Origin of the sequence: Bacillus sp. RHFS10 (assembly GCF_016757475.1) — a bacterium.
In the GTDB taxonomy this organism is placed as follows: domain Bacteria; phylum Bacillota; class Bacilli; order Bacillales; family Bacillaceae; genus Bacillus; species Bacillus subtilis_G.
The window spans coordinates 785008-803956 of sequence record NZ_JAESPO010000002.1; the positions used below are offsets into that span (position 1 = coordinate 785008).

Consider the following 18949-nt stretch of genomic DNA (forward strand, 5'->3'; position numbering starts at 1 on the left):
GCCTCTTTTTTTATTTAAATTGTAAACTGATCCATTTTCTCATTAAGCTTCTTCGCCAGCTGCTCAAGCTCTTCGGCATTCTGGAGCACTTGATCCATGGAGTGGGCGGATTGCTCGGTAATCGAAAATGTTTCTTCAATCCCTGCGGCCGACTCTTCAGATACAGAAGCGATATTTTCAATCGATTGGTTGATGGTAATTGATTGGTTTGTTAACTGCTTCAGGCCATCTGTTACTTCTTTAATGCTGTCTGCAACGTGAGTGACGGATTGTTTGATATGCTGCATAGCCTGGCCGGTGTCTGTCAGGTTCGCTGTTCCTCTTTCGACTTCTGTAAAGCTGCTTTCTAAGTATTCAATGACGATGTGGATTTCCTGCTGTGTGCCGCCTACAATCCGGGTAATATCCTGCACGGAATCAGAAACGCCGTCAGCCAGCTTTCTGACCTCTTCTGCCACAACGGCGAAGCCTTTGCCGCTTTCTCCCGCGCGGGCAGCTTCAATGGCGGCGTTAAGTGAAAGCAAATTCGTTTGCTCGGCAATGCCGTTGATGACCTGAACGAGCTTGTTGATATCCTGAGAATGCTGCTCCAGCGACTTCACTTTATGAACGGCTTCCTGAACGATATGATGGATGGTTTTCATTTGCTGCAATGACGTATCCATATTTGTGTTTCCGCTTACCGCGAGTTCGAGAACGTTTTGAGACGTATCGCTGATGGTCATGCCATGATTATAGGCTTTATCAATGCTTTCGGTGAATTCATTCATCGACTCGGCAATCGTCACGGCGTCTTGGGCCTGCTGTTCAGAGCCCTCAGCCATTTCGTTCATCGTTTCGGTAATATGTTTGCTGCCGGATCTCGTTTCATTTGTTGCGTTTGCCAGTACTTGTGAAGAAGAAAGAACCCGGCTTGAGATTTCTTTGGAGTATCCGACAATATCTCTCAGATTAACGACCATTTTTTGCAGCGCTTCGTTCAGATCGCCCAGCTCGTCTTTTGAGTTGAGCGGCTCCATGTCATTCGACAGATCTCCCTCGGCAATATGATTGGCAGACTCCTTCATGCGAATGATAGGCTTTACAATGTTTCGAGTGATATAAAGCCAGATGACAATACTGATAATAATCGAAGCTGCCAGAAGCAAAGCAGTGTAAATAAGTCCTTTATGATAGACGTCCTTCGTTTCTTTTACAGCTGTGTTGCTGCCTTCTTTATTAAAGTCAACAAGCTGAGTGAGTGATTTTTTCATCTCCTCAAAGCTGGCTTCAGTCTGAACCAATAAACCTCTTGCTTTGTCCATATCATTCGTGCGGCCGCTTTCTATAATTTGCGCATGAATATCAGTATAGGTGTTCACTTCAGTTTGAAGCTGCTCGAACAGCTTTTGCTCTTTATCATTTGAAATCGTTTTTTCGTAGCTGTCTAGCTTATGTTTGATGTCTTCAAGAATCTGATTCATTTCTTGATCAAGCGTATCCATTTTGCTTTTTTCTGTGTAAATCAGAAAATCCTTTTCTTTAGAAGATAGGTGTTCGGTCAAATAATTAACCGATGTAATTTCCTTGATGCCGTCAATCCATTTTGTGTTGATTTCATCTGTCTTTTGAATGATATGCTGCATATTAAAAGCGCCTATTCCGCCTACAAGTAAGTTGATCAGGATCAGTGTCAAAAATACCAGGCTGAATTTGCGGGAAATCGTCAGTCGCATATAGTGGTCTCCTTTAAAAACGTAATGTGTGGTTGTACTATATATCGGCTGAGAAATCGTTTTTTCACCTGAAAATGAAAAATAAAAAAACGGTCCTTCTCTCGTCTTTGAGATCAGAACCGTTTTAGCAATTAGTCAAGAAAGGAAGGGTCAATCCAATCCGTCGCCCATTTTGAAATCTCACCCAAAATGGGGGCTAACGCCTTTCCTTTATCGGTCAATGAATATTCGATGCGAACCGGAGTTTCCGGGATGACATCCCGCTTCACTACTCCTTCAAGCTCAAGTTCTTTCAGCCGTTCTGACAGAACTCTGCCGCTTAGATTTGGAAGTGCTGCTTCAATTTCGCTAAATCGCTGCGACCCGTTCAAGAGCTGAAATACGATCAAAGCGACCCAGCGTTTACTCAAGATGTCGACTGCTTTTTCAAATCTAGGACACATTTCTGATTGGTTCATACTTTTCACCTCGTCTGTCACTATTATAACGCAAATAACGAGGGAAGGTATGCAAGCGTGATTGATAAAATGCATGAAGAGAGAAACAGGGGATTATTGAAGAGGAGGCGCGCTTTTTCGCTTCCGAAGCTAAAAAATCAAAGTACTTGCTGAGATTTTCAATATCCTGCTTTGAGAGAAGTTCCCATTTTTTGCTGTTGAAAATCGGGAGGTGCTCCGCTCCGCGAGTGACAGCCGTCTGGTAAATGTCATAAACGGACTGATAGCTTTCCGAAGCTTCGCGGATTTCTTCTGGAAAGGCCCGTATATGGCCTGCGGCAGCCATCAGGTTTTCGTAGGGCACTTTCAGTACGGCCGCCAGTTTTTTTATGGTTGCAGGTTTTGGCGTGCCCCGCTTGCCGTTTTCAATTTTTGAAATGGTGGCCGAGCTGATGCCTGAGTACACCGCAAGCTGATTCACTGTCAGTTTGCGGGCGCGGCGCAGCTCCCGTAATTGCTGTCCGAATGGTGACATGGTGATCGCCTCGCATTTCTATCAAGAGTTAGTCATCAGCTGACCGTTTTTTGGCTTCGTCTGAAATAAACGAAAAATAATGATCCAGCATGAGCAGGTCTTCTTTATTGAGATACTGCCACTTTTCAGTCTCAAGAAGAGCAAGGTTTTTCAAGTCATAGGCCTCTGCTTTTTCAAGCAGCTTGCACTTCGTTTCATAAGGAGCCCTTGCTTCATGTGCTTCTTCGATGTAACCAGCCTTATACATAAGCCCTTCATAAGGAATTTTTAAAGCCTCCGCCAGCTTTTTGATAGTGGCGGGTTTTGGAACGCCCCGTTTGCCGTTTTCGATTCTGGAGATGCCGGCCGCGCTTACGCCTGAATAAGTTGCCAGCTGGTTGACTGTTAATTTTCTCTCTTCACGCAATGCCCGCAATTGTTCGCCAAAGTTTTCCATATGTCTCACCCCGTCCCTCACTGTTACTCATATTTTAGTATGTTTATTGACTAAAGGGAATAGGTAGGCTGGAAATGTATTGACAAAAGTTAACATAAGCCGTAATGTAAAAGTATAGAAAAAGTATTTTCAAGAACGGAAGGTGAGGAAAGTGCCAGTAGAAAAGATACAGATTAGACGTGATTATGTCTTGCAGTATATGGTCAATAACGATTATTCCCTTAACCAGCTTGCGCTGGAAATCGGAGTCTCACCCGCCACACTGAGTCGCGTGCTGAATGGAGAAAGACGGCCGGGACAGCTAGTGATCGGTAAAATGCTTCACTATTTTAATTTGAAATTCGAGGATCTTTTTTACTATGATTTTGTTGACAAAAGTCAATAGAAGGTAGGAAACACAAGGAGATACCGAGCGTTTTCTATCCTAAGAATGATGTGTCAGCACAAACCCTGTCACCAGTTCGTTGCATGTTTTCCATTGTTTTGTCGGCAGCTGATGCCCCTGATATTCCAATCTGAAAAATTCGGCATGGCTGCAAGCTTTGCGGTAATAGCCTGAGGCGGGGAAGGTCCAGTCCCGCAGGCCGCCATACATAAACAGCATCGGCATGTGTAAATGAGGCAGCTGTTCAATGCAGTTGTAACGGAGTGAATCCTGATAATATTGATGCCAATGAGCCAGGTCTGCTTTTTTCATATGGCCTGTCAATATGGCTCGAAGCTCTTTGTTTTTTGTGTGGCTTGCGGCGAGGATGCGAATGAGTAAACCGGCGTTTTTCTCGAGCAGATACATCCCAGTCTTGTGAATTTTCTCCCCGATTACGTTATGAACAGCAGGATAAGCGCCGGACAGAACAAGATGCGACACTTTGTCCGGGCGGGTAAAGCCGATGTGCTGCGCGATTAAGCCGCCGGCGGAATACCCGAATAACACAGCCTTATCAATGTGCAGAGCATCCATGAATTGCACGATCTCGTTTGCGTAATAAGAAATAGAAGCTGGCTGATTCGCATGATCGCTGTCACCGTGGCCGCTTAAATCGGGAAAAATCACCCTGAAATGCTCGGAGAGAAGGCGCTGATAATAAAAAACCTTGCGTCCCATGCCTGGCGGGTGGATAAAAATGATCGGAATTCCCTGTCCATATTCCTCATAATAAAGATGTTTTCTGCTGGCTATGCTGATAAGGGGCATTATTTTTCTCCTTTTGACTTTTTATATGAATAGGGTAACCAAGATAAAACGCCTTATCCCGTCTTTTGGCGTCTGATACAGCGTGACATGCCAACCCTTTTCATGTAAAATAGAAGTAATGTAGGCCAGTGAGTCTGGAGGTGTATGGGATGCACGCGGTTTTGATTACCTTATTGGTTATCGTCAGCATTGCACTTATTATTGTCGTTTTGCTTCAATCCAGTAAAAGCGCCGGATTGTCTGGTGCGATTTCAGGCGGAGCGGAGCAGCTCTTCGGGAAACAAAAAGCAAGAGGTCTTGATTTGATTTTGCACCGCATCACGGTTGTGCTGGCAGTCTTGTTTTTCGTGTTAACGATTGCGCTTGCTTATATCCTATAGGGCAATGTTTGTATAAGGTCTGATGTGAAGTCAGGCCTTTTTCACGTTTCTGGCTGATAAATTCAGAGCGTTTTTTTCTGATCAAACTGTGGAAAACTAAAATGATCGTGCAGATAGAAAGGGAGACATGAGCATGAAAGTTGTGACACCAAAACCATTTACATTTAAAGGCGGAGACAAAGCGGTGCTGTTGCTGCATGGCTTTACAGGAAATACAGCGGATGTCAGAATGCTGGGACGTTACTTGAATGAACGGGGCTATACGTGCCACGCGCCTCAATATGAAGGACATGGCGTACCTCCTGAAGAACTTGTACATACGGGGCCTGAAGACTGGTGGAAAAACGTCATGGACGGCTATGAATACTTAAAATCTGAAGGCTATGAGAGCATTGCTGCCTGCGGACTGTCGCTTGGCGGGGTTTTTTCGCTGAAATTGGGTTACACTGTACCCATAAAGGGAATTGTCCCAATGTGCGCGCCAATGCATATTAAGAGTGAAGAGGTCATGTACCAGGGCGTCCTTTCATACGCTCGCAATTACAAAAAATTCGAGGGGAAAAGCCCGGAGCAAATTGAAGAGGAAATGCAGGAATTCGAAAAAACGCCGATGAACACGCTCAAGGCGTTGCAAGAATTAATTGCCGATGTACGGAACAATGTCGATATGATTTATTCACCGACATTTGTGGTACAGGCCCGACATGATCACATGATTAATACAGATAGCGCCAATATGATTTACAACGAAGTGGAAACCGATGATAAACAGCTGAAATGGTACGAGGAATCAGGCCATGTCATTACGCTGGACAAAGAACGTGACCTCGTCCATCAGGATGTGTATGAATTTTTAGAGAAGATCGATTGGTAATGAACAGGAGGTTGGATAATGGGAAAAGAAGCATTTATGGATAAGCTTCTCTCGTTTATGAAGGAAGAGGCGTACAAGCCTCTGACCGTTCAAGAACTTGAGGAGATGTTAAATATTACGGAAGCCGAGGAGTTTAAAGAGCTCGTTAAAGCGTTAGTCGCCTTGGAAGACAAAGGGCTTATCGTACGAACGAGAAGCGACCGCTACGGCATTCCGGAGAAGATGAATTTAATAAAAGGAAAGATTTCAGCGCATGCAAAAGGATTCGCCTTTTTGCTGCCTGAGGATACATCGTTAAGCGATGTGTTTATTCCGCCTAATGAGCTGAATACAGCAATGAACGGCGATATCGTCATGGTTCGGCTGAATTCACAGTCAAACGGCTCCAGACAGGAAGGAACCGTCATCCGCATTTTAGAAAGAGCGATTCAGCGGGTTGTCGGTACGTATACAGAAACAAGAAACTTCGGCTTTGTCATTCCGGACGACAAAAAAATCACGAGTGACATCTTTATCCCGAAAAATGGGAAAAACGGAGCAGCGGAGGGGCATAAGGTTGTTGTCAAGCTGACAAGCTATCCAGAAGGCCGCATGAACGCAGAGGGCGAGGTTGAAACCATTCTCGGCCATAAAAATGATCCGGGCATTGATATTTTATCGGTCATTCATAAGCACGGCCTGCCGGGAGAATTTCCTGCCGACGCCATGGAACAGGCATCAAGTACGCCTGACACCATTGACGAAAAAGATCTGAAAGATCGTCGTGATCTTCGTGACCAGGTGATTGTCACCATTGACGGGGCGGACGCGAAGGATTTGGATGATGCGGTTACCGTGACGAAGCTTGATGACGGAAGCTATAAGCTTGGTGTTCACATTGCCGATGTCAGCCATTACGTAACCGAAAACTCGCCGATTGACAAAGAAGCGATTGAAAGAGGGACGAGTGTGTATTTGGTTGACCGTGTCATCCCGATGATTCCGCACAGACTGTCAAACGGCATCTGTTCCTTAAATCCAAAGGTTGACCGCTTGTCACTTTCTTGTGAAATGACCATTAACAGCCAAGGGCAGGTCACGGAGCATGAGATCTTCCAAAGTGTCATCAAAACAACGGAAAGAATGACGTATTCAGATGTGAATCAAATTCTTGTTGACGATGATGAAGAGCTGAAACAAAAATACGAGCCTCTTGTTCCAATGTTTAAAGACATGGAGCGCCTTGCTCAAATTCTGCGCGATAAGCGGATGAACCGCGGCGCCGTTGATTTTGATTTCAAAGAAGCAAAGGTGCTTGTCGATGACGAAGGAGCGGTTAAAGACGTTGTCATCAGAGAGCGCTCTGTCGCGGAGAAGCTGATTGAAGAATTTATGCTTGTGGCGAACGAAACGGTAGCGGAGCATTTCCATTGGATGAACGTACCGTTTATATATCGGATCCACGAAGAGCCGAACGCTGAAAAGCTGCAAAAGTTTTTGGAATTCGTGACGACATTTGGCTATGTCGTGAAAGGAACGGCGGGAGATATTCATCCGCGTGCGCTGCAAAGCGTTCTGGACGCTGTGCGTGACAAACCTGAAGAAACAGTGATATCCACTGTCATGCTCCGTTCGATGAAACAGGCGAAATACGACCCGCAAAGCTTAGGGCACTTCGGTCTGTCAACGGAATTCTATACACATTTCACATCGCCGATCCGCCGTTACCCGGACTTAATCGTCCACCGTCTGATCAGAACGTACTTAATCAACGGCAAAGTCGATGAAGCGACACAGGAAAAGTGGGCTGAACGCCTGCCGGATATCGCCGAACATACATCAACAATGGAGCGCCGGGCTGTTGACGCCGAGCGTGAAACGGATGATCTGAAAAAAGCGGAATACATGCTGGATAAAATCGGTGAAGAGTTTGACGGCATGATCAGCTCTGTAACAAACTTCGGAATGTTCGTCGAGCTGCCGAATACAATCGAAGGACTCGTGCATGTCAGCTTTATGACAGATGACTACTACCGCTTTGACGAGCAGCATTTTGCAATGATCGGCGAGCGGACAGGCAACGTCTTCCGCATCGGGGATGAAATTACAGTCAAGGTTGTTGACGTCAATAAAGACGAGCGCAATATTGATTTTGAAATCGTCGGCATGAAAGGCTCTCCGCGTCGTCCAAGGGAACTGGACAGCAGCCAGAGCAGAAAACGCGGAAAGCCTGCCAGAAAACGCGTCCAAAGCACCAATTCACCTGTTTCTCCAGCTCCATCTGAGGAAAAAGGGGAATGGTTCACGAAGCCGAAGCCGAAAAAGAAAAAACGCGGCTTTCAAAACGCGCCGAAACAGAAACGGAAAAAGAAGAAATAACAGCTCAACCAGCAAATAGGGCCGCTGCGCTCTATTTGCTTTCTTTCGGAAACAGCTTTTCATTGTAGAGGTACGTGACATTTGGTAAAATAGAGCGTATCGCAAAAGGTGAACAGTTTTTCCTTAGAGAGAGGAGGTTCTGGCATGCCAAAAGGGTCAGGAAAAGTATTATCTCAAAATAAGAAAGCCAATCACGATTATTTTATAGAAGAAACCTATGAAACAGGTATCGCATTGCAAGGAACCGAAATCAAATCGATTCGCGCCGGCCGCGTAAACCTTAAGGATTCCTTCGCCAAAATCGAACGGGGAGAAGTGTTTCTCCACAATATGCACGTAAGCCCGTATGAGCAGGGAAACCGTTATAACCACGATCCGCTTCGGACGAGAAAGCTGTTAATGCACCGCAAGGAGATTAATAAGCTGATCGGGCTAACAAAGGAAAAAGGCTATTCTCTCGTTCCGCTGAAGCTGTATTTAAAAAACGGCTTTGCCAAAGTGCTTCTCGGCCTTGGAAAAGGGAAGAAGAACTATGACAAACGGGAAGACCTGAAGCGGAAGGACGCGAAGCGGGAAATCGAAAGAGCGTTCAGAGACAGTCAAAAAGGCTTCTAAAGGCATCGTGCTTGATTCAAAAATCAGGCCTGTGCTATACTGTGTACACGATCAGATCACAGCGCTATTCATTTGAAGGATTTGACAATTGAAAAGAGCCGTGATCATGTTATAATAAGACTGTAGCCAGTTTGAGTGAGAGCTTGATTATTTTCTCCCGTATTTCCCTTATACCAAGGGGACGTTACGGATTCGACAGGGATGGATCGAGCTTGAGCTGCGAGCCGAGAGGCGATCTCGTAAACACGCACCTAAATATAACTGGCAAAACTAACAGTTTTAACCAAAACGTAGCATTAGCTGCCTAATAAGCGCAGCGAGCTCTTCCTGACATTGCCTATGTGTCTGTGAAGAGCACATCCAAGTAGGCTACGCTTGCGTTCCTGTCTGAGAACGTAAGAAGAGATGAACAGACTAGCTCTCGGAAGGCCCGCCCGCAGGCAAGAAGATGAGTGAAACCATAAATATGCAGGCTACGCTCGTAGACGCTTAAGTAATCGATGTTTCTGGACGTGGGTTCGACTCCCACCGTCTCCATACATACTTTGAAACCGCAGTGCTATCAAGGCTTTTAAAGCTTTCGAGGGCACTGCGGTTTTTTCGTACATTCAGTCAATTATACTGGTCGTTATGCTAAAAAGAACCAAAAACCCTAGCAGGAGTTTTATCATGAAACGCTTCAAAAAATTTGGTGCGTATAACTGGGCACTCCGTGATCAGGAGTAACCACAAATATCCTAAATTCCGAAACAAACTCAAACTTATTCCCTGTGTTTGGCTTTGCTAAAAAGAAAAAAGCCATCCTTCGCGGATGCCCTTTTTCTTGAAGACCGTGGACGCCGTCCACCACCTGTAAGGGGAACTCTTCTCCTTAACCCCATCATACAAACTCTCCCAGCCCCGGATCTGAAATCATCTCGGTTTGCCCAGACACTTTTTAAAATCTTGCTTATAATGACAAATTAGTTAAGTCTTTAACGGGCATTCAGCAGGAGTTTTAATAATGTGATAATCAATCGTATATTATATTTTTTCCTTCTTCACTTAACTTTTGTAAAGATGTAAGCATATGATTTATTTCTTCATCGGAATGCCTTTCCCATGAACCTAATTCAGCTACTATTTTCAAAGGAGATTTAGATCTATAAGAACGTGTTGGGTTTCCAGGGAATTTTTTGTCAGTTAAATTCGGATCATTTTCAAAATCGCCTAATGGTTCTACAATATAAATTCTCTCTTTTGAATTAGATCTTGCTAATTCAGCCCCCCATTTAGCAGCGTTTAATGTTCCAGTAAAATAGATATGGTTAGATTTTTTATCCTGATAATTGGATAAATACAACGGTTCGAGCAGGTCTCCAATTTTCAGTTCTGCTTTAGTGCCATGAAAAAACGGACCAGGATCTAAGACATTTTTTTTGTCATTCATATAGCCACATCCCTTATACTTTTAGACTTGCGTATAACAGTATAAGGCAGGACAAGAGCGAAAAAACAGTCTATAAATAATCCTTAGATAGGGTTATAATGTAAGTAGAGACTAAGATGTATTGGTTTGTGGTAACACTTTGGTAACAAAATCATAAAAAATTTTCACCATACTGAAAAAACTTCTATATCAACGTTTTGTAATGATTTTAAAACATAACCATATCAAGGCGATAGACTGCCACCGTCTCCATACATACTGACAATAAAGCAGAACCTCTCCCCAAAAGGAGAGGTTTTTTATATATGATTGATTTCCATAAGTTTCTGACGTATAATTTCGGTACCGATAAAGTTTTTTTGGTACCGAAGGCGAGGGGATTAATGTGGAAAAAAGGATTCTTGAGGAAACCATCCGGCTGATCAGGCAGAAAGGATTTTCATTTACGATGAATGATTTGGCAACAATGCTGGGAACGAGCAAGCGGACGCTCTATGCTCATTTTTCATCAAAAGACAAGCTTGCGGAAGCGGTTGTCGAGCAATTTATCGCAGAGATGAAGCAAATGGAAAGAGAAATCTATGAAAATGAAAGTTTAGACGTGCTTCAAAAAGTGAAAAAAATGCTGATCGGTCTTCCGCAGGGGATGGAAATGCTGAATATGGGATTATTAAGTGAACTGAAGAAATATCATTACGATGCGTGGCTTACATTAGACACGTTTATTAAGGAAGAATGGACGGTTGTTCTTGAATTATTAAATGAGTGCAAACAGCAAAAAAGAATCAGTAACATCAATCCGGACTTGTTTGTTCACATGTATATAGGGAGTATCAATCAAGTGTATGACCCCGAATATCCGCTCAAACACCAATTTTCGACAGGAGAGGTTCTTGAATCGATTGTAGATGTATTGTTTAACGGCATAACAGCTGATGGGGAGGCTGATGCTACGTGAATTGGGTGTTTCTATGCTTAGCGATTCTGTTTGAAGTTGCCGGGACGGTCAGCATGAAGCTATCGTCGGGATTTACAAAGCTTACTCCCAGTGTGCTGTTGATTTTCTTTTATGGCGGCAGTCTTTTCTTTCTGACGCTTACGCTAAAATCCATTGATGTATCTGTTGCTTATGCTGTATGGTCAGGGATGGGAATTGTCCTGATTACAGTCGTTGGTTTTTTGTTTTTTCAAGAGAATGTTAGCGTCATGAAACTCATTTCAATCGGATTGATTATTGCCGGTGTGGTGTCTTTAAACCTGATCGAGCAAAGTGCCAAGTCTGAGCCGATACATAAAAGCGGGCAGTGCAAATGAGATATATGAAACTGTTTTTTCTCGTGACTGATATCGGTTTTATCTTGTACTGGCTGTCAGCAGGGTTTGCGCTGATACCGGAAAGCTTGGCTTTTAAACATCATGAAAATCCGTTTATGATCGCCTGGAACTGGTCCTTTTTTCCGCTGGATATTCTAATCTCTTTCACAGGATTGTACAGCTTGTACTTGCAACGGAAGAACAGTACTGACTGGAAGTTGATGGCGCTGATTTCTCTTGTGCTGACCTGTTGTTCAGGCCTGCAGGCGATTTCATTCTGGACTTTCAGCCTGGACTTCGATCTTGTTTGGTGGGTGTTTAATGGATATCTATTGATTTATCCTTTATTTTTTATTCATCTTCTCTTAAAGGAGGGTCATACAACAAAGCAGTGCTGACAGGCGCTGTTTTTATTTTGCAAAACCATTGTTTTCAGAAAAGTGAAACGATATAATATATAATATATTGCATATCAATTACCTGTCAGGAGGATGGACGTTGGCGACTCAAAAACAACGGATGTACGGTTTTTTTATGGTCATTGTCGGAGCTGCCTTTTGGGGATTGTCGGGAACGGCTGCCCAGCATTTGTTTGAAACAAGTGATGTGTCGGTGGAGTGGCTTGTCACCGTACGTTTGCTTTTATCAGGTCTGCTTCTGCTGATCATCATATCTGCCGGTAACAACAGACGTGCGGTGTGGGCGATATGGAAGGATCAAAAATCGGCTATCCAGCTGATTGTTTTCGGGATTGCAGGCATGCTGGGCGTTCAGTATACATTTTTAGCTTCAATCGGAACCGGAAATGCTGCTGTGGCTACGCTGCTACAGTATTTGGCGCCCGTTTTGATTATGATGTTTTTGCTTGTGACCAGAAAGAATTCCTTTCAGTTAGCGGATATTTGCGCGCTTGTGCTGGCTTTGGGAGGCACTTTTTTACTGCTGACCAATGGCAGCGTCAATCATTTAACCGTTTCGTCCTTGTCTATTATATGGGGGCTGCTTTCTGCCGCGGCTTTGGCCTTTTATACGCTTTACTCCAGCTCTCTTTTGAAAAACTGGGGATCTGCTCTCGTGATTGGCTGGGGAATGCTGATCGGAGGCATTGGCATGAGCTTTATCCATCCCCCATGGGACGTTGATATGCAGGGATGGACAGTGTCTGCGAGCTTATTAGTCGGTTTTATTGTGATCTTCGGAACGCTATTGGGTTTTTATATGTATTTGACCAGTTTGAAATATTTATTTCCGCAAGAAGCGAGCATGCTTGGGTGTACTGAGCCGGTTGCCGCAGTGGCATCCTCTATTCTGTGGCTCGGTGTGTCCTTCGGTTTATACCAAGCGCTAGGGGCGGCGTGTATTTTGGTGATGATTTTTGTTTTATCGCAAAAAAAGAGTGCCGGCAAACCAGCGGCGTTAAAAAAACAAACCAATATTCAGAGGTGATTCTTTTATGCCCATCCCGTCAAATATCTCGAAGCCTGTCAGACAAACTGCTAAAACGATTGCGTTGGAACAAATTCAAAAGTGGATTGTGGAAGGCATTCTTGCTCCCGGAGAAAAAATCAACGACGACGAGTTAGCGAAAGCGCTTGGCGTCAGCAGAACGCCAGTCAGAGAAGCTCTGCAATTATTGGCGGTGCAAGGTTTTGTTGAAATGTCACCGGGAAGAGAAACAAGAATCTCTCAAATTGAAAAAAACGATGTTTTCAAGGTGTATCCGCCAATGGCGGCTCTGCAATCCACCGCTGCCGAACTGGCTATCGAAAACATTCAGTCATCGCACTTGGAGGAGATGGCAGCGATCAATCAACAAATGAAGACGGCGATTGACCGAAATGAAATCTATGAAGCGCTTGAGCTTGATAAAGCGTTCCATGATGTCATGATTGATGCGGCCGATAATGAATATATCCGCAATTTCACATCTGTTCTTCATATGCATATTCTTCGACTCGAATATCTTTTTTTCAAATCGCCGCAAAATTCGATTGAAGAACATGAACAAATGATTCAGGCGTGTAAAGAGAAGGATCGGAAAAAAGCGGCCGAGCTGACATACAGCAACTGGATCAAGCCGATTCAGGATATTGCGGATAAATTGAGGTAAAGCAGGCAGAGACGGTACGGTCTCTGCCTGCTTTACGTTTTTGGGGCATGCTATAGCAGATAAACGAGAAGAGTTCCGTACATTCATAGAAAAAGATTTTAAACTGCTGGGGACAATCAAAGAACCATGCCAAGCATCGCATCTCTTCGGGGTTTCCTGTGCTGATCGGCGCATTGGCGGATCATACGGATTATGGTTTAACTGCAAGCATCGGGGGTTTTGTCATTAATTTATATGAGGACGTTTTTTAAACAAGTTGAGAAATCCGCTTTGATGAAAAGGATGCCGGCGGACAACAAGTGCCGCATGTTCTTATTACCCGAAGATCAGCAAAGAGCTCTCCGCCTGTATTTCAGCTTGCGGACAGCTTTTGAAAAGTAAGCTGTTTAAAAGGGTTAAATAATCTTTAATTCAAGATGTTTTACTTGAAAGTAATTTTCACTATCTCTATAATAAAGACTAAGAGAGACAGAATAATCATAATGCATCTGTATGATAATAATTGATGTGTGATTTTTAAAAACGAAAGGGCTGGTAAATATGGCAAAAGTATTATATATCACTGCTCACCCGCATGATGAAGCAACTTCTTACAGTATGGCAACAGGTAAAGCGTTCATCGAATCTTACAAAGAAGCGAACCCAAATGATGAAGTTGTACATATCGATTTGTACAAAGAAAATATCCCGCACATTGACGCGGATGTATTCAGCGGCTGGGGAAAGCTTCAGTCAGGCACAGGCTTTGAAGAGCTTTCTGAAAGTGAAAAAGCGAAAGTCGGCCGTCTGGGAGAGCTTAGCGATCAATTTGCATCTGCTGATAAGTACGTATTCGTGACTCCTTTATGGAACTTCTCATTCCCGCCAGTGATGAAAGCGTATCTTGATTCTGTAGCGGTTGCAGGAAAATCATTCAAATACACTGAACAAGGACCTATCGGCTTGTTAACTGATAAAAAAGCGATTCATATTCAAGCGCGCGGCGGCTACTATTCAGAGGGCCCTGCGGCTGAAATGGAAATGGGCCACCGTTACATCGGCATCATGATGAATTTCTTCGGCGTTCCATCCTTCGATGGTATTTTTGTAGAGGGACATAATGCCGAGCCTGATAAAGCACAGCAAATTAAAGAAGATGCGATCGCGCGTGCGAAAGAAGCAGGAAAAACATTCTAATGAAAAAGCCTCCCCTGATAAAAGGGGGAGGCTTTTGTTTATTGCTCCAGCATAATGGTCCGTTTTTCATCGCTGCTTTTCATCGCGGCTTCAATGATGCGGATGACATCAATACCTTCTTCAGCAGTGACAGGCAGCACGGCGCCTTCCCGTATGCTTTCCGCTATTTTGCGGTAATAGGTAAGGTAAGAGCCATTTACCGATGGAATGGTTTCTGTTTTTTTGTTCTCGCCATGAATGGTTGTCAGCTGTCCGTATAAAGCGGGGTCATCCGCACCCCAGCTGTCATCCTCCGGTTTGCTTCCCGCTCTGAGTGCGTCTTCCTGTGCATCGATTCCGTATTTGATAAAGCTGGAATGCTGTCCGTGGATTTGATAACGGGGGCCGTTTGCCGGAATGATCGATCCTCCGTAAAGAATGGCTTGGAGCTTGCCGTAATCCATTATCAAATGAAAATAGTCAACGGCTCCGGCGTTTTCACGCTGGGTCATCATGTTTGCCGTAACAGCTTTCGGCATTCCGAACAAATGGAGGGCCTGGTCTATGATGTGAGAGCCGAGATCATACAGCGTACCAGTGGCAACGCCTTCTTTTTCCCGCCACCGTGCTTGAACCTCAGGACTGTAGCGATCATAGGAGACTTGATATGTATTGATATCTTCAAGGGATCCATCAGCGATCAGTTTTTTTATCGTTAAAAAGTCGTTATCCCAGCGCCGATTATGATAGACACTTAACAATACGCCTTTTTCAACGGCAGCCTGCTTTAATTTTTCCCCTTCTTCAGCTGTCGCTGTCATCGGTTTTTCCATTACAACGTGTTTTCCGGCCTGAATGCATGCCATGGCATGCTCATAATGAAGGCCGCTCGGGGTGGTGACAATGACAAGTTCAATGGCCGGATCATTTGTCATTTCCTCAAGCTCATGCACAACTTCTGCATCCGGAAAATCCTGTTTCACTTCTTCTGTCCGCGATGTCATGACTTTACTGATGTGATACTCATCCAGAACAGCAAGCAGCGGCGCGTGAAAAACCGAACCAGACAGCCCGTACCCTAATACCCCAACCTTTATCGTATCCACTTTTCTTCTCTCCTTTAAAAGCGCTTTCATAAAAGGTATATACCCTTCTGATCAAATGGTAAAACCTAACTGATTCATTTTTTTGCCGCGTCAAGCTTAGACAACAGTTTGGACAATCAGTATAATGGGAATGAATATAAGAAACAGGGGTGTGCACATGGAGCATAACGAACATAAAACATTAAACCATAAAAGCTCAAAAGAAAAGGATCAAATTACAAACCGGCTGAAGCGGATAGAAGGCCAAGTCAGAGGTATTCAAAACATGGTGGAAAACGATAGGTATTGTGTAGATATTCTTGTGCAGATATCTGCTGTTCAAGCGGCGATGCAAAAGGTGGCTCTCCACTTGCTTGAGGACCACACCCATCATTGTGTAGCGGATGCCATCAAAAGCGGAGACGGGGACCAAGCCATTTCTGAGCTATTGGACGTATTTAAAAAGTTCACAAAATCATAAAGTCTTTTTATATTGTAATACCCTACGGGGGTATGGTAGCATAAAAATAGAAAGAACAAACAGGAGGAATTCATATGGACCAAAAAACATTGCAAGTTGAAGGAATGTCATGTCAGCACTGCGTCAAAGCAGTAGAAACGAGCGTGGGAGAACTGGATGGGGTAAGTGCTGTGCATGTCAATCTGGAAGCGGGAAAAGTCGATATTTCGTTTGATGCTGACAAAGTATCAGTCAAAGACATTGCGGATGCGATAGAAGATCAGGGCTATGATGTAGCCGATTGATTCAAGGTATCGCGCCTTTATGAAGGCGCGGTATTTCTTTCATTTTTATATACCCCCCTGGTGTATATAAAGGAGTGAGTATGTTGAGTGAACAAAAGGAAATTGCGATGCAGGTATCTGGTATGACCTGTGCGGCATGTGCCTCCAGAATTGAAAAAGGCCTCAAGCGGATGCCGGGTGTCACGGATGCCAATGTCAATATGGCAACGGAAACCTCAAATGTCACCTACGATCCTGCTGAAACAGGAGCTGCAGCGATTCAGGAAAAAATTGAAAAGCTGGGCTATCACGTCATAACAGAAAAAGCTGAATTCGATATTGAAGGCATGACGTGTGCGGCTTGCGCCAATCGGATTGAAAAGCGGCTTAACAAAATAGAAGGCGTCACAAATGCTCCTGTAAACTTCGCTTTAGAAACGGTTGCGGTCGAGTACAATCCAAAAGAAGCGTCTGTCAGCGAGTTGAAAGAAGCGATAGATAAACTGGGATATAAGCTTAAGCTGAAAGGCGATGAACAACGGGATTCCGCAGCTTCTAAAAAGAAAGAAGAACGGAAGCAAACGGCGAGACTGATCTTTTCAGCGGTTCTATCATTTCCGCTACTTTGGGCGATGGTGAGCCATTTTACATTTACCTCGTTCATTTGGGTGCCGGATATATTCCTTAATCCGTGGATGCAGTTTGCGCTGGCGACTCCAGTCCAGTTTCTGATCGGCTGGCCGTTTTATGCGGGTGCGTATAAGGCGCTCAGAAACAAAAGCGCCAATATGGATGTGTTGGTCGCGCTAGGAACGACGGCTGCTTATGCTTATAGCCTTTTTATTACGATCCAAAGCCTCGGTTCCCATGGCCATACAGCCGGCCTTTACTATGAAACAAGCGCGATATTGCTGACGCTGATTTTGTTAGGGAAGCTGTTTGAAACAAAAGCAAAGGGCCGTTCTTCGGATGCCATTAAAAAGCTGATGAAGCTTCAAGCGAAAACAGCGACTGTCGTAAGAGACGGACAGGAGCAAATCATACCCATAGAAGAAGTGCTGGTAAACGACATTGTTTACGTCAAACCGGGCGAACGAATTCCTGTCGATGGAGAAGTGATTGAAGGCCGCTCGGCTGTAGATGAATCGATGATTACAGGAGAAAGCCTTCCAGTTGATAAAAATTCGGGTGACAGCGTGACAGGCGCAACCGTTAACTCAAATGGATTTCTGAAAATCAAAGCTATCAATGTCGGAAAGGATACCGCGCTTTCTCATATCATTAAAATCGTCGAGGAAGCACAAGGGTCAAAAGCGCCGATCCAGCGTCTCGCTGATCAGATATCTGGCATTTTTGTCCCCATTGTATTGGGGATTGCCGTTCTCACTTTCCTCATTTGGTATATCTGGGCGGCTCCCGGTGATTTTGCAGCAGCGATCAGTAAGGTTATTGCAGTGCTCGTCATCGCCTGCCCTTGTGCGCTAGGCCTTGCCACTCCGACGAGCATTATGGCTGGATCTGGCCGCGCGGCTGAATTCGGGATTCTCTTTAAAGGCGGCGAACATTTAGAAAAAACACATCGTCTCGATACGATTGTTCTCGATAAAACCGGAACTGTGACAAACGGGAAGCCGCGATTGACAGATGCCATTCCATTCGGCCATTTTAAAGAAACAGAACTGCTTCAGTTTACGGCGGCAGCTGAAACGGGATCGGAGCATCCGCTCGGCGAAGCGATTGTTGCCGGCGTGAAAGGAAAAGGGCTTGAAATACCGAAGCTGAACAGCTTTGAAGCAAAGGTAGGAGCAGGCGTTTTGGCTGAAGCCGGAGGCAAAACCATTCTCGTCGGCACAAGAAAGTTAATGGAGAGCGAACAGATCGAACATGGGGATCTTCTTGCCCAAATGGAAGAACTTGAGGCAGAAGGGAAAACGGTTATGCTTGTCTCGATTGATGGTGAAGCCGCGGGGCTTGTAGCGGTTGCCGATACGATAAAAGATACGTCACGAGAGGCAGTGGCCCGTCTGAAAGCGTTAGGCTTGGATGTCATCATGATGACAGGTGACAATCGCAGAACTGCAGAAGCCATCGCGAAGGAAGCGGGAATTACGAGTGTCATTGCGGAAGTCTTTCCTGAACAAAAGGCGGCAGAAATTTCCCGCCTGCAAAAAGAAGGGCGCCAGACGGCCATGGTAGGCGATGGAATTAACGATGCGCCGGCGCTAGCTACAGCCGATATCGGCATGGCGATTGGAACAGGTACGGATATTGCCATGGAAACAGCGGACATTACGCTTATACGCGGCGATTTGAATAGCATTGCCGATGCAATCCGCATGAGCAGATTAACGATGAAAAACATTAAACAAAACTTATTCTGGGCGCTTGGCTATAACAGCCTGGGAATCCCGATCGCAGCGCTCGGATTTTTAGCGCCATGGATAGCGGGAGCAGCAATGGCATTCAGCTCCGTTTCCGTTGTTCTGAATGCGTTGCGTCTGCAAAAAGTAAAATAAATATGCCGGTTTTTCAGCTTATCGACAAACCCTCGCATTCGTTGTCAGGCC

General features: G+C 44.7%; 20 protein-coding genes, 1 other RNA gene and 2 pseudogenes. 16 read left to right on the plus strand and 7 right to left on the minus strand.

From position 1 onward, the window contains the following. Positions 1–14: 14 nt before the first annotated feature. From JMN17_RS10575 to rghR, 4 genes and pseudogenes are all read right to left on the minus strand, one after another. A complete protein-coding gene (locus tag JMN17_RS10575) occupies positions 15–1715 on the minus strand; it encodes a methyl-accepting chemotaxis protein (RefSeq protein ID WP_202328022.1) in 1701 nt (566 codons plus the stop codon). A gap of 131 nt (positions 1716–1846) precedes the next feature. Beyond that, positions 1847–2173, minus strand: a complete 327-nt coding sequence (gene catR / locus JMN17_RS10580; protein ID WP_003220037.1) for a catDE operon transcriptional regulator CatR — start codon at positions 2171–2173, stop codon at positions 1847–1849. 97 nt (positions 2174–2270) lie between these two features. Next, positions 2271–2687: pseudogene (locus JMN17_RS10585) on the minus strand (helix-turn-helix domain-containing protein); the annotation flags it as partial. Between the two features lie 28 nt (positions 2688–2715). Continuing rightward, positions 2716–3123, minus strand: a complete 408-nt coding sequence (gene rghR / locus JMN17_RS10590; protein ID WP_087991152.1) for a transcriptional repressor RghR — start codon at positions 3121–3123, stop codon at positions 2716–2718. Between the two features lie 151 nt (positions 3124–3274). On the opposite strand from rghR, the gene JMN17_RS10595 reads away from it, so the two are divergent. Further along, on the plus strand, positions 3275–3508 hold the full coding sequence (locus tag JMN17_RS10595) for a helix-turn-helix domain-containing protein (RefSeq protein ID WP_009968172.1): 234 nt from the start codon (positions 3275–3277) through the stop codon (positions 3506–3508). A 39-nt stretch (positions 3509–3547) separates the two neighbouring features. Here JMN17_RS10595 and JMN17_RS10600 read toward each other — a convergent pair whose 3' ends face one another. Further along, positions 3548–4318 carry an alpha/beta fold hydrolase gene (locus tag JMN17_RS10600; RefSeq protein WP_087991150.1) on the minus strand — a complete coding sequence of 257 codons (771 nt, stop codon included), beginning with the start codon at positions 4316–4318 and terminating at the stop codon, positions 3548–3550. Between the two features lie 149 nt (positions 4319–4467). Between JMN17_RS10600 and secG the strand changes: the two genes are divergently transcribed. The 5 genes from secG to ssrA all read left to right on the plus strand — a co-directional run bounded on the left by secG (position 4468) and on the right by ssrA (position 9085). Further along, positions 4468–4698 (plus strand): preprotein translocase subunit SecG, encoded by a 231-nt coding sequence (secG, locus tag JMN17_RS10605; protein WP_003220028.1) that lies wholly within the window; start codon positions 4468–4470, stop codon positions 4696–4698. A gap of 133 nt (positions 4699–4831) precedes the next feature. Continuing rightward, on the plus strand, positions 4832–5572 hold the full coding sequence (locus tag JMN17_RS10610) for an alpha/beta hydrolase (protein ID WP_141113388.1): 741 nt from the start codon (positions 4832–4834) through the stop codon (positions 5570–5572). 18 nt (positions 5573–5590) lie between these two features. Next, positions 5591–7930, plus strand: a complete 2340-nt coding sequence (rnr, locus tag JMN17_RS10615) for a ribonuclease R (protein ID WP_202328023.1) — start codon at positions 5591–5593, stop codon at positions 7928–7930. A gap of 144 nt (positions 7931–8074) precedes the next feature. Continuing rightward, a complete protein-coding gene (gene smpB, locus JMN17_RS10620) occupies positions 8075–8545 on the plus strand; it encodes an SsrA-binding protein (protein WP_087991147.1) in 471 nt (156 codons plus the stop codon). 177 nt (positions 8546–8722) lie between these two features. Continuing rightward, positions 8723–9085: a transfer-messenger RNA gene (gene ssrA, locus JMN17_RS10625) on the plus strand. Between the two features lie 472 nt (positions 9086–9557). Here ssrA and arr read toward each other — a convergent pair. Beyond that, positions 9558–9974 (minus strand): NAD(+)--rifampin ADP-ribosyltransferase, encoded by a 417-nt coding sequence (gene arr, locus JMN17_RS10630; RefSeq protein ID WP_202328024.1) that lies wholly within the window; start codon positions 9972–9974, stop codon positions 9558–9560. A gap of 385 nt (positions 9975–10359) precedes the next feature. On the opposite strand from arr, the gene JMN17_RS10635 reads away from it, so the two are divergent. The 7 genes and pseudogenes from JMN17_RS10635 to azoRB all read left to right on the plus strand — a co-directional run bounded on the left by JMN17_RS10635 (position 10360) and on the right by azoRB (position 14574). Next, positions 10360–10932, plus strand: a complete 573-nt coding sequence (locus JMN17_RS10635) for a TetR/AcrR family transcriptional regulator (protein ID WP_087991145.1) — start codon at positions 10360–10362, stop codon at positions 10930–10932. Next, positions 10929–11288 carry a DMT family transporter gene (locus JMN17_RS10640; protein WP_202328025.1) on the plus strand — a complete coding sequence of 120 codons (360 nt, stop codon included), beginning with the start codon at positions 10929–10931 and terminating at the stop codon, positions 11286–11288. Before JMN17_RS10635 ends, JMN17_RS10640 begins: the two co-directional genes overlap by 4 nt. Continuing rightward, positions 11285–11686 (plus strand): YvaD family protein, encoded by a 402-nt coding sequence (locus tag JMN17_RS10645; protein WP_202328026.1) that lies wholly within the window; start codon positions 11285–11287, stop codon positions 11684–11686. The genes JMN17_RS10640 and JMN17_RS10645 overlap by 4 nt, the downstream gene beginning before the upstream one ends. Positions 11687–11786: 100 nt before the next feature. After that, positions 11787–12734, plus strand: a complete 948-nt coding sequence (locus JMN17_RS10650) for an EamA family transporter (RefSeq protein WP_087991142.1) — start codon at positions 11787–11789, stop codon at positions 12732–12734. A gap of 7 nt (positions 12735–12741) precedes the next feature. Beyond that, the gene (locus tag JMN17_RS10655) at positions 12742–13398 is read left to right on the plus strand and encodes a GntR family transcriptional regulator (protein ID WP_087991141.1); all 657 of its coding nucleotides are present in this window, start codon (positions 12742–12744) and stop codon (positions 13396–13398) included. 234 nt (positions 13399–13632) lie between these two features. Further along, positions 13633–13779: pseudogene (locus tag JMN17_RS22125) on the plus strand (hypothetical protein); the annotation flags it as partial. 159 nt (positions 13780–13938) lie between these two features. Beyond that, positions 13939–14574, plus strand: coding sequence for an FMN-dependent NADH-azoreductase AzoRB (gene azoRB, locus JMN17_RS10660; RefSeq protein ID WP_003235159.1), 636 nt, complete (start codon positions 13939–13941; stop codon positions 14572–14574). A 38-nt stretch (positions 14575–14612) separates the two neighbouring features. Here the strand turns inward: azoRB and JMN17_RS10665 are convergent, their stop codons facing one another. After that, positions 14613–15689: an oxidoreductase gene (locus JMN17_RS10665; RefSeq protein ID WP_202328027.1), complete on the minus strand. Its 1077-nt coding sequence runs from the start codon at positions 15687–15689 to the stop codon at positions 14613–14615. 127 nt (positions 15690–15816) lie between these two features. Here JMN17_RS10665 and csoR point away from each other — a divergent pair, with 127 nt between their 5' ends. The 3 genes from csoR (at position 15817) to copA (ending at position 18898) form a co-directional block, all read left to right on the plus strand. After that, positions 15817–16119, plus strand: a complete 303-nt coding sequence (gene csoR, locus JMN17_RS10670; protein ID WP_087991139.1) for a copper-sensing transcriptional repressor CsoR — start codon at positions 15817–15819, stop codon at positions 16117–16119. A 74-nt stretch (positions 16120–16193) separates the two neighbouring features. Beyond that, on the plus strand, positions 16194–16403 hold the full coding sequence (gene copZ, locus JMN17_RS10675; RefSeq protein WP_087991138.1) for a copper chaperone CopZ: 210 nt from the start codon (positions 16194–16196) through the stop codon (positions 16401–16403). Positions 16404–16486: 83 nt separating this feature from the next. Next, a complete protein-coding gene (gene copA, locus JMN17_RS10680; protein WP_202328028.1) occupies positions 16487–18898 on the plus strand; it encodes a copper-exporting P-type ATPase CopA in 2412 nt (803 codons plus the stop codon). Positions 18899–18949: the final 51 nt, after the last annotated feature.